Origin of the sequence: Corynebacterium sp. Z-1 (assembly GCF_031844665.1) — a bacterium.
Classification (GTDB): domain Bacteria; phylum Actinomycetota; class Actinomycetes; order Mycobacteriales; family Mycobacteriaceae; genus Corynebacterium; species Corynebacterium sanguinis.
Map to the genome: position 1 here is coordinate 2,274,023 of NZ_CP134621.1, position 12,346 is coordinate 2,286,368.

At 66.0% G+C, this 12,346-nt stretch carries 10 protein-coding genes; 4 read left to right on the forward strand and 6 right to left on the reverse strand.

Going from position 1 to position 12,346, the window contains the following annotated elements; all coding sequences use genetic code 11:
- Window positions 1-57: 57 nt before the first annotated feature.
- From rpmA to RIU96_RS11100, 6 genes are all read right to left on the reverse strand, one after another.
- Window positions 58-402 carry a 50S ribosomal protein L27 gene (gene rpmA, locus RIU96_RS11075; RefSeq protein ID WP_136652831.1) on the reverse strand — a complete coding sequence of 115 codons (345 nt, stop codon included), beginning with the start codon at window positions 400-402 and terminating at the stop codon, window positions 58-60.
- Between the two features lie 25 nt (window positions 403-427).
- On the reverse strand, window positions 428-733 hold the full coding sequence (rplU, locus tag RIU96_RS11080) for a 50S ribosomal protein L21 (RefSeq protein ID WP_136652832.1): 306 nt from the start codon (window positions 731-733) through the stop codon (window positions 428-430).
- Between the two features lie 213 nt (window positions 734-946).
- Window positions 947-3,697, reverse strand: coding sequence for a translation initiation factor IF-2 N-terminal domain-containing protein (locus tag RIU96_RS11085; protein WP_311204991.1), 2,751 nt, complete (start codon window positions 3,695-3,697; stop codon window positions 947-949).
- Window positions 3,698-3,882: 185 nt separating this feature from the next.
- On the reverse strand, window positions 3,883-5,586 hold the full coding sequence (locus tag RIU96_RS11090) for an alkaline phosphatase D family protein (RefSeq protein ID WP_144317954.1): 1,704 nt from the start codon (window positions 5,584-5,586) through the stop codon (window positions 3,883-3,885).
- A gap of 171 nt (window positions 5,587-5,757) precedes the next feature.
- A complete protein-coding gene (gene ndk, locus RIU96_RS11095; protein ID WP_144772769.1) occupies window positions 5,758-6,168 on the reverse strand; it encodes a nucleoside-diphosphate kinase in 411 nt (136 codons plus the stop codon).
- A 24-nt stretch (window positions 6,169-6,192) separates the two neighbouring features.
- Entirely contained in the window at window positions 6,193-6,498 is a 306-nt protein-coding gene (locus RIU96_RS11100; RefSeq protein ID WP_006839772.1) for a hypothetical protein, read from the reverse strand.
- Between the two features lie 136 nt (window positions 6,499-6,634).
- Between RIU96_RS11100 and RIU96_RS11105 the strand changes: the two genes are divergently transcribed.
- From RIU96_RS11105 to RIU96_RS11120, 4 genes are all read left to right on the forward strand, one after another.
- Complete coding sequence (locus tag RIU96_RS11105; RefSeq protein ID WP_181730126.1) at window positions 6,635-8,152, forward strand: AMP-binding protein; 1,518 nt, start codon at window positions 6,635-6,637, stop codon at window positions 8,150-8,152.
- Between the two features lie 103 nt (window positions 8,153-8,255).
- On the forward strand, window positions 8,256-9,461 hold the full coding sequence (locus RIU96_RS11110) for an acyl-CoA dehydrogenase family protein (RefSeq protein WP_092149837.1): 1,206 nt from the start codon (window positions 8,256-8,258) through the stop codon (window positions 9,459-9,461).
- 71 nt (window positions 9,462-9,532) lie between these two features.
- Window positions 9,533-11,047: an AMP-binding protein gene (locus RIU96_RS11115; RefSeq protein ID WP_144741077.1), complete on the forward strand. Its 1,515-nt coding sequence runs from the start codon at window positions 9,533-9,535 to the stop codon at window positions 11,045-11,047.
- A gap of 31 nt (window positions 11,048-11,078) precedes the next feature.
- Window positions 11,079-12,263 (forward strand): acyl-CoA dehydrogenase family protein, encoded by a 1,185-nt coding sequence (locus tag RIU96_RS11120; RefSeq protein ID WP_092149841.1) that lies wholly within the window; start codon window positions 11,079-11,081, stop codon window positions 12,261-12,263.
- Window positions 12,264-12,346: the final 83 nt, after the last annotated feature.

Consider the following 12,346-nt stretch of genomic DNA (forward strand, 5'->3'; position numbering starts at 1 on the left):
CCGAGATTGGAAAAGCACCCCTGGCTGGTCTCAGCCGGGGGTGCTTCGCAGCGCGTCTTAGGCGGTCGCGGTGACCTCGTCGACGGTGCCTTCCTCGACAACGCCTGCTGCCTCAGCGGCCTCGAGGACCTCGGAGGCAACGCCCTGGCCGTCGGCCGGGACGATGTTGACGATGCGACGGTTGCGCTTGATGCCGAACTGGACTGCACCAGCGGCGAGAGCGAACAGCGTGTCGTCGCCGCCGCGGCCGACGTTGTCGCCCGGGTGGAACTTGGTGCCGCGCTGGCGGACGAGGATCTCGCCGGCCTTGACCTGCTGACCGCCGAAGCGCTTCACGCCGAGGCGCTTCGACTCAGAGTCACGACCGTTCGAGGAGCTGGATGCACCCTTCTTGTGTGCCATTGTTGTATCTCCTTTTTAAGAAGTTCTACTTGATGCCGGTGATCTTGACGGTGGTCTGCGGCTGACGGTGGCCCTGACGAACCTTGTAGCCGGTCTTATTCTTGTACTTGAGGATGTCGATCTTCTTGCCCTTACCGTGCTCGACGATCTCGGCCTCAACGTTTACCTTGGCAAGTGCATCCGGGCCGGAGGTGACGTCTGCTCCATCGACGAGAAGAACCGGGGTGAGTGCAACCTTGTCGCCTGCTTCACCCTCGAGCTTCTCGACCCGGACCAGGTCGCCCTCGGCAACCTTGTACTGCTTGCCGCCGGTCTTGACGATCGCGTACATAGAGGGTTACCCCTTATCTATAACTCGCACGGCTCCGGCATGCATCGGAACCGCTTGGAACAGTGATTTAAGTGCTTTGGGCCTGTTAACCAGGTGTGCCGTGCCTGCATGCGTAGACGGCCAGGCACATAAGCGCCTCTGAACCCAAAACACGGACTGCCAAAGCCTACTACGCCCTCGCCCGCTTCTCCAAACCGCTGGTGCGGCCGAGCGTTACTGCGAGCTGCGTCGCACGGCTCGGCGTCGGCCGCGCCCGCCCGTTGCCTTCTTAACGGGCTTTGGCTTATCGACGCCCTCACCACGCGCCTCCGCTGCCGGCTTCGCGCTCTCGGTGGCAGAGCCCGCGGCGCTGGATGTGCTGCGGCGCACCGCGCGGCGGCGCCCACGCGTGGCACCAGCCTTGCGCACCGGCTGCTCGGGCTTGGTGGGCTCTGCCTTGGCGGGCTCCTTCACAGGCTCCGGCTGCTCCGGCTCCTTCTCCTGGGTCTGCGAAGCTCCCCAGAAGTCGTCCGGGTTCGGCCGGTAGTCCGAGCGCGAGTTGCCGCGCGTGCGGCGCTTGCGGCGCGGGGAGCTCTCGAACTCCTCGACAGCTTGCTCGAAGGACTTTTCGGGCTCCTTGTCTGCTGTGTCCTGAACCGAGGAATCACTGCGCTCGGGGGAAGCGTCGGCCCGGCCGCGCCCGCGGCCTCCGCCGCGTCGGCCGCGGCGCTTGCCTTTCGAGCTCGGCGAGGAGGTTGCGTGAGCGTCGTCGGAATCAGTACCAGTATCTTCCTCATCCGCCCCGGAGATCACCGATGCGGCCAACCGGTCGAGCGCGTCTTCGTCGAGTGCGATCTCACCCGAGCCCTCGCGGGCGGGCTTGTCGTTGTCCGTGTCGTTGGCGCGTCCGCGGGGCGTCGTCACGCGCTCTGCGGATTCATCGACGGGGTCCTCGGTGAGGATGAGGCCGCGGCCCTCGCAGCACTCACACGGCGTGGAGAAGGTTTCCAGCAAGCCGGTGCCGAGTCGCTTGCGGGTCATCTGCACGAGCCCCAGCGAGGTGACCTCGGAGACCTGGTGGCGGGTGCGATCGCGTCCCAGCGCCTCCTTGAGGCGACGCAGGACCAGCTCCTGGTTTTCGGGCAGGATCATGTCAATGAAGTCGACGATGATCATGCCGCCGATGTCGCGCAGCCGCATCTGACGCACGATCTCCTCGGCGGCCTCGAGGTTGTTGCGCGTGACGGTTTCTTCGAGCGACCCGCCGGAGCCGGTGAACTTGCCGGTGTTGACGTCGATGACGGTCATCGCCTCGGTGCGCTCGATGATCAAGGTGCCGCCCGAGGGCAGCCACACCGTGCGCGACAAGGCCTTCTGGATCTGCTCGTCGATGCGGTAGTGCTCGAACGCGTCCTGGCCATCGTGCTCGCGGCGCTCGTAGCGCACGAGGCGGTCGGCGAGGTCGGGAGCGACGGAGTTGACGTAGGCGTGGACGGTGTTCCAGGGCCTGTGGCCGTCGACAACTAGCTCGGAGAAGTCCTCGTTAAACAGGTCGCGCACGACCTTGACCAGCAGGTTCGGCTCCTCGTAGAGGGTAACGGGCTTAGCGCCCTTGGAGGACTTTTCGCGCTGCGCCTGCTCCTGGATCGTCTCCCACTGGTTGTGCAGCCGCGTCACATCGGCGGCGATGGCCTCCTCGGGCACGCCCTCGGCGGCGGTGCGGATGATCGCCCCACCCTTCCCGGGCACGACCTTGGCCAGGATCTCCTTCAGCCGCTTGCGCTCGGGCGCGGGCAGCTTGCGCGAGATCCCGGCGCTGCGCCCGCCGGGCACGTAGACAAGGTAGCGCCCGGCCAGGGAAATCTGCGTGGTCAGGCGCGCACCCTTGTGCCCGACCGGGTCCTTGCTCACCTGCACGACGACCTGGTCGCCGGACTTCAGTGCCTGCTCGATGCGGCGCGAGCGCCCGCCCAGCCCTGCTGCCTTCCAGTCGACCTCGCCGGCGTAGAGCACGCCGTTGCGGCCCTGGCCGATGTCGATGAAGGCCGCCTCCATGCTCGGCAGCACGTTTTGCACGCGGCCGAGGTAGATGTTGCCAATCATCGAGGCGTTCTGATCGGAGGTGACAAAGTGCTCCGCCAGCACGCCGTCTTCGAGCACGCCGACCTGGGTGATGGTTCCGTGTCCGCTGCGCCGCGCGCGCTCGCGCACCACCATGGTGCGCTCGACCGACTCGCGCCGCGCGAGGAACTCGGCCTGCGAGACGATCTTCGAGCGCTTGCGCTCCTCTTCGCGTTTCTCGGTGCGGCGGCGGCGCTGCGCCTCCAGGCGTGAGGAGCCGCGGATTGCCTTCGGCTCGTCGATGACTTCGACCTGGGAGTCATCGTCGCGATCCTCGGCCGCGGCGCTGACGGTCTCGCCCTCATCGCTTGTCGACGCCCTCTTCGCCCGGCGCCTCTCCGCACGCGAGGGCGCCTTGAAGATGGGCACGTACGCCGGAGCCTCCGTCGACTCGGGCGCGGGCGTGACCTCGGGTTCGACATCGGTCAACAACTCGTCGCTGCCCTCGATGTCCTCGGGGTCCAGCAGAGCGTCGCTGTCTGTGGGCTCTTCGCTCTCCGTCGCCACGAGCTCCTTGTCCACCTTCTCCTCGATCTGGCGGATCTCATTTTCCACATCCTTGCGCACGCGCTTGCGGATCTTTTCATCGGCCTCGGCCGCGGCGTCGTCGGAGGCGGCGTCCAGGTGGGCCGGGGCGGGCTCGCTGAGGGCGTCGAGAAGCTTCTCGCTCTCCGCGCGAGACAGCGATGATTGCGCGACCTTGACCAATCCCATCTCGGTCAGCGCGACAATGACCTCCTTCGACGGCACGCCCAGCAACTTGGCGAGCTGGAACACCCGGGTCTTGTCGCTGAGCTGGCTGCGGTCGAACTCGGCCGCCTTGCGTTGCGTGTCTGAGAGTGTGGAATTGTCATCTGTGGCCACGGAGAATCTCCATTCATTGTCCGGGCTGCGCGGGCGGGCACCGGGCGCTGGCGATCTACTTCGTCGCCGCCGCCGCACAGTGCCGCCCCGTCCCGGGATGCGGTTGTAAGCTTTTCAAGCGTCACCGCGCAGATGCGCGCGACGCTTCACCGCCTATTGTGGCACAGCGAACCGGCCAGCGCCCCTTAGACGTAGCCGACGCCGGCGCGCCAGGTGTACGTCGCTGCCACCCCGACCGGGGACTCCGGGTTTTCGTAGTCCGCCACGCGGTAGAACTCCATGCCGACCTCCGTCGGGCGGATGCGCGCGACGGCGTAGCCGTGGGCGTCAAGGTCCACGTGCTTCACAGCCGGGTTGAGCTTGCGCAGGAAATCCTCCGCGAGCAGGGAGACCGGGTTGTTTTCCGGGTGGTAAACCTTGGTGTAGGTGGTCACCGTGTCGCCGACGTTCGCCGCGCTAATCGACGACGTCACCAGCTCACAACCAATCTCCTGTCCGTTGTGCACGATCGAGTTCGCCCACTCGGTGTGAATGTCGCCGGTGAGGAAGAGCACGTTGGCGTCGTCGGCGGCGAGCTCGTCAAAAAGTCGGTTGCGGGCCCAAGCGTAGCCGTCCCACTGGTCCGGGTTCATCGGAATGCCCGCAACCAGGGTGGAGAAGTCCTCGATGAGGCGGTTGACCATGGACGCCTCGGAGCTGGTCTCCGCCATCGCGCCGAGGGTCAGCGGGGCAATCATCACCGAGTTGCCCATCACGTTCCAGGTGGTGTTGGAGTTGCGCACCACGGAAGAGAGCCAGTCGAACTGCTCCGAGCCGAGCATCTCGCGGCCCTCGGCAGTGGCGGCAAAGCGGGAGGGCTCCTCGTCGCGGTAAGTGCGCAGATCCATGATTGTCAGGTTGACCAGGCTGCCGAACTGCAGGTTGCGGTAGATGTGGCCGCCTTCGGACGGGCGCGTGGCGCGCACCGGCAGCCACTCGAAGTAAGCCTGCTGGCCCGCGTTTCGACGCTCCAACCACGGCCCCTCCGTGCCCGCCGTGTGGTTTTCCGCGCCGTCGCGCCACGAGTTGTTGGCCGTCTCGTGGTCATCCCAGATGACAATCCACGGCGCCGCCGCGTGCGCGCGCTGCAGCGCGAGATCCTGCTTGTAGCGGCCGTGACGGGCTCGGTAGTCCGTCAGCGTGATGGTCTCATTGTGCGGGGTGTGCACGCGCGAGGTGCCGCTTTTGCCGACGTAGCCGCCGGTCTCGTACTCGTAGATGTAATCGCCCAGGAACACGACTGCGTCGAACTCGTCGCGCTCGGCGCGCTCGGCCATGTCGCGGTAGGCGGCGAAGTAGCCCGCCTCCCAGTTTGCGCACGAGGCCAGCGCGAAGTTCACCTGATCCACCGTGGCCTCATACGCTGGGGCGGTCTTGGTGCGGCCGACCGCCGAGTACACACCGTTGTAGCTAAACCGGTAGAAGTACACGGTGCCCGGCTGCAAACCGTTGGGGTCGACGTGGACGGTGTGGTCGACGTCCGCCCTCGTGGTCACGCTGCCAGAGCGCACCACGGTGTCGAAATCCGGTGCAGTCGCGACCTCCCAGCCGACGGTCGCGGCCTCGCCAACGCCGGAGCCCGGGGTGGCTTCCGGGCTGACGGTCACGCGCGTCCACAGGATCACCGACACCGGCGTCGGGTCGCCCGAGGCGACACCGTGCATGAAGTGCGAGTATTCGGACTCGGGCGCGCCAGGCAGGACGCGGCCGCTGGCGATCGACGAGCCCTGGGCTGCCGAGGACAGATCCGAGGAGAGCTGCGCGGAGGCGTACGGGGCGGCGGCGACGCTTGCGGCGGCAACGCCGGAGCCGACGATGAAGGAACGGCGGGGGAAAGACTGCGAAGACATAGGCTCATCGTTCAATGGCCCCCGCGCGACCGCAACACGGGTGCGCAGTGTTGGCCAAGACTTCGCCGCGGGTTTACCGCGCGTTCACACCCCCTGTGATATGCAAGGGCGGCAAAACAAAACACGCCGCGCGCGGGTGGCGGCGGCGTGGGGGCGTCGAAAAGCGAAGTGCTACTTGTTCGGGAACCAGATGTCGATCTCGCGCTCGGCGGACTCCACCGAGTCGGAGCCGTGGACGACGTTCTCGGCGACGCTGAGAGCGAAGTCGCCGCGGATCGTGCCCGGGGTGGCCTTCTCCACCGGGTGGGTACCACCGGCGAGCTGGCGCCACGCGGCGATGGCGGACTCACCCTCGACGATGCCGGCCACCAGCGGAGCGGACGTGATGAAGTCCACGAGCTCGCCGAAGAACGGCTTATCAGAGTGCTCGGCGTAGTGCTTCTCCGCGGTCTCGCGGTCCGCGGTGCGCAGGTCGAGCTCGACGAGCTTCAGGCCCTTGCGCTCGATGCGGGTGATGATTTCGCCGACGTGGCCATTGGTAACACCGTCCGGCTTGATAAGGATGAGAGTGCGTTCAGTCATAGTCGCCAACACTACTAAACGCGGTTACAACTCGCGCACGATGCGGGCCGCGTCCTCCGCGGAGGCGTAGCGATGCCACATCTGCACCTGCCGGATCGCCAGCCCGGAGTTACCCTCCGACTTCATCCTGCGGATCGTCTCTTCCTGCTCGGCGTCGAGCTCGACGGGGCCCTGAACGCGGTTGCGGTACGTCTCGCGGAAACCCAGGACTAGGAACACCGCGGCCGCCGCGATCGACGCAAGGGCCGCCGGCCGGGGAAGATCCAGCCAGTTCGCGCCCACGGCGACGAGCGAGAACGCGGCGGCGAGAACAAACCAAAGGGTGCGCATAACACCTGAGCATAACCACCTGCGGCGCCGCCACCCGGGTAGTTTTGCACAGATAAATAAAAATCGCCCCGGGCGGTATAGCGTATGCTACACATTGATAAGCATTGCGACCCACATCACACAACGGGAGGTTTCGTTGATCTACCACAGCCCCTACCCCAGCGTCGAGGTACCGGAGACGAACGTGTTCGACCTGGTCTTCGGCGGCCTGAGCGAGAAGGACGCGGCGCTGCCCGCCATCACCGAGCTGACGACCGGAACCACGGCGACCTACGCCGAGCTGAGGGACTACTCCGAATCGATCGCCGGGGAGCTCACCTCCCGCGGGATCGGGCCCGGCGACGTGGTCACGCTCCAGGTGCCCAACTCCATCAACTTCGCGGCCAGCCTGCTCGGCGTCATGCGCGCCGGGGCCACCGTCAACCCCGTCGGCATGCTGATGAACCAGGCCGACGTGGCGCACATCGTCTCCGCCTCGCACTCCAAGCTGTTCATCGGCCCGACCGACATGGAGCAGATCCCCCAGATCTTCTCCATGGAGCTGCAATCAATCGCGCAGCGCCACCATCCCGCGCCTGACCTGCACATCGACCCTGCATCCGTGGCCGCCGTCCCGTTTTCTTCCGGCACGACCGGCCTGCCGAAGGGTGTGCAGCTGACGCACCGCAATCTGGTGGCCAACATCCTGCAGGTCGACGCGATGATCGACCTCTGCGGCATCCGGCGGGAGGCGAACACCTTAAGCGTGCTGCCGTTCTCCCACATCTACGGGCTCACCGTCTTGCTGCTCAGCCCGCTGTACCGCCGCCACCACATCTTCACCATGCCCAAGTTCGACCTCGGACTCTTCCTCAGCGCCCACGGCACGCACAACATCGAGTTCACCTTCATCGCCCCGCCAATGGCCATCGCGATGGCGAAAGGCCCGGAAATCGACGCGTCCTGGTTCGCCGACTCCAAGCTGATGGTCAGCAGCGCCGCGCCTATCGACGCCCCCATCATGCGCGCGGTTGAGGAGCGACTGGGCACGAAGGTGGTCCAGGGCTGGGGCATGACCGAGGCCGCCCCCCTCGTCGCTCTCAACCTGCACGGCGACGCCGACCACTCGAGCGTGGGCAAGCCCGCGCCCAACACCGAAATCCGCCTCGTGGACATTGACACGCTCGAGGACGTCGAGGAGGGCCAGCAGGGCGAGGTACTCGTGCGCGGACCCCAGGTCATGCTCGGCTATCTCGACAACGAGGAGGCCACGAACAACACCCTCGTGCAGGGCGGGTGGCTGCGCACCGGCGACATCGCGCGCATAGGCGACGACGGTGGCCTGAGGATCATCGACCGCGCCAAGGAAGTGATCAAGTACAAGGGCTACCAGGTCGCCCCAGCCGAACTGGAGGCGCTGCTGCTCACCCACCCGGACGTTAACGACGTCGGCGTGGTGGGAGCGGAGCGAGACGGCCTGGAGATCCCGCGCGCGTTCGTCGTCAAGCGGGTGGGGGCGGATGTGAGCGCCGGGCAGCTCATGGAGTGGGTCGCGGAGCGCGTCACCCCGTACAAGAAGGTGCGCGCGGTGGAGTTCGTCGACGCGATCCCGAAGAACCCGACCGGCAAGATCCTACGCCGCGAACTCCGCCAGGTTCCGTGGCCCGCGGCGTGAGATGCGACACGGAAACCCACGCTACAAATCGGTTGCGCCGCTATGCGATGTGAGTCACAATACTGAGAAAGCACGACTCATCTAATAGCTTTGGAGGGCAATCATGGCCGACACACCCCAGTTCACCGAGTTCCAGGGCATCCCGCTCGACCCCCGCACCGACTACTACCGCATCTTCGATGACGTCGACGGCGCGGACCTCGAATGGTGGAAGAAGGCGCGCGACTTCTGCGAGTTCGCCCGCCCCAGCATCAACGAGGCGTGGGAGAAGGCCGAGTACAACATCCCCGGCGCTGAGGAGGCAGCGCGCCGCGGCCTGATCCGCGACGGCATCGACATCGAGGGCGAGCCGGAGATGAGCATCCGCGCAAAGCGCCTCATCGGTTTCGAGATCTCCCGCCTCGACGCCTCCACCGCCACCGCGCTCGGCGTCCAGGCCGGCCTGGCCATGCAGTCGATCAACCTGCTGGGCTCCGAGGAGCAGAAGAAGAAATACCTCAAGCCGATGTCCCTGATGGAGATCCGCGGCGCGTTCGCGCTCACCGAGCCCGACCACGGCTCCGACTCCATCGCGCTGGAGACCTCCGCCGTACGTGACGGCGACGAGTGGGTCATCAACGGCGAGAAGAAGTGGATCGGCCACGGCTCCGTCGGACACATCACCGTCGTCTACGCCCGCATGGAGGACGGCAACGTGGGCGCCTTCATCGTCGACCAGGACCAGGAGGGCTACGACGCCGAGACCATCACCGGCAAGGCCGCCCTGCGTGGCATCCCGCAGGCGCACATCAAGCTCAACAACGTCCGCGTCTCCGACGACCGCCGCCTGCCCGGCTGCCGCTCCTTCCGCGACACCGCCCAGGTGCTCATGGCCACCCGCATCGGCGTGGCGTGGAGCGCCTTTGGCCTGGCCGTGGACTGCTACGAGAAGGCACTGAAGTACGCCTCCGAGCGCGTCCAGTTCGGCCGCCCCCTGATCAAGAACCAGATCATCCAGCAGCGCCTGTCCGACATGCTCATGGATGTCACCTCGCTCGCCCTGTACTGCAAGCGCCTGCTCGAGCTCGAGGAGGCCGGCACGCTGACCGAGCAGCAGGCCGCCCTGGCCAAGGTCCACGGCACCCGCGCCGCGCGCCGCGTGGCGGCTAACGCCCGCGACATGTTCGGCGGCGTCGGCATCCTGCTCGAGAACGACGTCATGCGCCACATGGCAGACGTGGAAACCCTGCACACCTACGAGGGCACCGACACCATGCAGTCGCTCATCGTGGGCAAGTCCATCACGGGAGTCGGCGCGTTTACCAGCTAGGCCCCGCTGTGCCCGTAAAAGCCTGAATAAGCTCCGCCCCCGAAAATCAACTAGGTAGAAGAACCCACCTCATGGCATACACCAGCCCTTTCGCAGCGATCGACATCCCCGAGGTCGATCTGTTCACACACATCTTCGGTGACCTGACCGAAGAAGAGGGTTCGCTTCCTGCACTCACGGAGCTGACCACCGAAATGACCGTCTCGTACCGCGGGCTGCGGGAGATGGCCGAATCCGACGCCGGCGCCTTGGCCGAGCGCGGCATTGGAAAGGGCGACGTCGTCGCCCTGCAGATCCCCAACTCCATCAACTACGTCGTCGCCCTGCTGGGCATCCTGCGGGCCGGCGCGATCGTCTCGCCGCTCGGCGTGCTGATGAACTCCTCGGACGTCAACAAGCTGATCAAGCTCTCCGGGGCCTCGTACTACATCGGCTTGACCGACATCGAGGGTATGGATCAGATGTGGAGCTACGAGATCCCCGCCGTCGCGGCTGGCGGCCACACCCCGCCCGACGTCGAGGTCTCCGCGGACGACATCATGGCCATCCCGTTCTCCTCCGGCACCACCGGCTTGCCGAAGGGCGTGATGCTCAGCCACCGCAACATCGTCTCCAACATCGAACAGGTCAACCACCTGCTGGTGGAAAACGGCGTGACGGAGCGCACCAACTTCCTCTCCCCGCTGCCGTTTTCCCACATCTACGGCCTGACGGTGCTCCTGCTGTCCCAGCTGAAGAAGCGCCACCACATCTTCACCATGCCGAAGTTCGACCTGCAGACGTTCATCGACGCCCACCCGAAGCACCAGATCGGCTTCACCTTCATCGCCCCGCCGATGGCCGTGGCCCTGGCGAAGAACCCCACCGTGAAGGCGGAGAACTTCGAGGCGGCCAAGATCATGTTGTCCGGCGCCGCGCCGCTGGACTTTGACACCGCCAGCACCGTCGCCTCCAAGCTCGGCATCAAGATCATCCAGGGCTACGGGATGACGGAGACCTCGCCGGTGACCCACTTCGGCATCCACGGCCGTTCCGATCCGGGCTCCATCGGCTTCGCGGCACCTAACACCGAGTTCAAGATCATGGACCTCGAGACCGACACCGAGGTGACCGATGGCGAGATGGGCGAGCTGCTCGTCAGGGGCCCGCAGGTCATGATGGGCTATCTCAACAACAAAGAGGCGACGGACGAGGTGCTCATTGGCGACGGCTGGCTGCGCACCGGAGACGTCGCCCGCGTGAACGAGGAGGGCGTGACCTACATCGTCGACCGCGCCAAGGAAGTGATCAAGTACAAGGGCTACCAGGTCGCGCCTGCCGAGCTCGAAGCCCTGCTGCTCACCCACCCCGACATCGTCGACTCCGGTGTGGTCGGCGTGGTGCGCGACGGCTTGGAAATCCCCCGCGCGTTTGTGGTGCGCGAGGAAGGTTCCACGCTAGCCGCCGAGGAGCTCATGGAGTGGGTGGCCGAGCGGGTCACCCCCTACGAGAAGGTCCGCGCCGTAGAGTTCGTCGACGAGATTCCGAAAAACCCGACCGGTAAGATCGAGCGCAAGAAGCTTCGCGCCGTACCGTTCGAAGCCTAAACCCCTATTGTCATAGAAAGCTGGACTGACAGTGCCCAACCAAACCAACGACCTTCTCTCCCCTAGGGCCGACTACTACCAAGTGTTCGCTGACGTCGACGGCGACGACCTCGAATGGTGGAAGACCGCGCGCGACTACGCGGCCTGGGTCCGCCCGCACATCAACGAGGCGTGGGAGAAGGCCGAATACAACGTCCCGGCCGTGGAGGAGGCCGCACGCCGCGGCCTGATCCGCGACGGTATCGACATCGAGGGGGAGCGGCCGATGTCGATTCGCGCCAACCGCCTCATCACCCTCGAGCTCGCGCGTTGCGACGCCTCGACGACCACAGCCGTCATCGTCCAGGCGGGACTGGCCATGCAGTCGATCAACCTGCTGGGCTCCGAGGAGCAGAAGAAGAAGTACCTCGGCCCCATGTCGCGGATGGAAATCCGCGGCGCGTTCGCGCTCACCGAGCCCGACCACGGCTCCGACTCCATCGCCCTGGAAACCACCGCCACGCGTGACGGCGACGAGTGGGTCATCAACGGCGAGAAGAAGTGGATCGGCCACGGCTCCGTCGGCCACATCGCTGTCGTGTGGGCCCGCATGGACGACGGCGAGGTCGGCGGATTCATCGTCGACCAGGACCAGGAGGGCTACGACGCCGAGACCATCACCGGCAAGGGCTCGTTGCGCGGCATCCCGCAGGCGCACATCAAGCTCAACAACGTCCGCGTCTCCGACGACCGCCGCCTCCCCGGAGCCCGGTCGTTCCGCGACACCGCAGTCGTCCTCGGCGGCACCCGTCTCGGCGTGGCATGGACCGCGCTGGGCATCGCCATCGACTGCTACGAGAAGGCCCTGACGTACGCCACCGAGCGCGTCCAGTTCGGCCGCCCCCTGATCAAGAACCAGATCATCCAGCAGCGCCTGTCCGACATGCTCATGGACGTCACGGCCATGGCCCTGTACTGCAAGCGCCTGCTCGAGCTCGAGGAGGCGGGCGAGCTCAGCGAGAAGCAGGCCGCCTTGGCGAAGGTGCACAACACCCGCGCCGCGCGCCGCGTGGCGGCGAACGCCCGCGACATGTTCGGCGGCGTCGGCATCCTGCTGGAAAACGACGTCATGCGCCACATGGCGGACCTGGAGTCGCTGCACACCTACGAGGGCACCGACACCATCCAATCGCTCATCGTGGGCAAGACCATCACCGGGGTCAGCGCCTACCGCTAACCCTTGAGCGGTGCGCCGCCCACCGGCGGCGCACAGAACAACGGGCCGCACCTTCCATCTGAGATGGAGGATGCGGCCCGTCT

Coding starts and splice junctions, on each gene's coding strand:
- RIU96_RS11110 (WP_092149837.1), top strand. CDS start 8,256: ATGGCCGACACACCCCAGTTCACCGAGTTCCAGGGCATCCCGCTCGAC.
- ndk (WP_144772769.1), bottom strand. CDS start 6,168: ATGACTGAACGCACTCTCATCCTTATCAAGCCGGACGGTGTTACCAAT.
- RIU96_RS11115 (WP_144741077.1), top strand. CDS start 9,533: ATGGCATACACCAGCCCTTTCGCAGCGATCGACATCCCCGAGGTCGAT.
- RIU96_RS11090 (WP_144317954.1), bottom strand. CDS start 5,586: ATGTCTTCGCAGTCTTTCCCCCGCCGTTCCTTCATCGTCGGCTCCGGC.
- RIU96_RS11100 (WP_006839772.1), bottom strand. CDS start 6,498: ATGCGCACCCTTTGGTTTGTTCTCGCCGCCGCGTTCTCGCTCGTCGCC.
- rplU (WP_136652832.1), bottom strand. CDS start 733: ATGTACGCGATCGTCAAGACCGGCGGCAAGCAGTACAAGGTTGCCGAG.
- rpmA (WP_136652831.1), bottom strand. CDS start 402: ATGGCACACAAGAAGGGTGCATCCAGCTCCTCGAACGGTCGTGACTCT.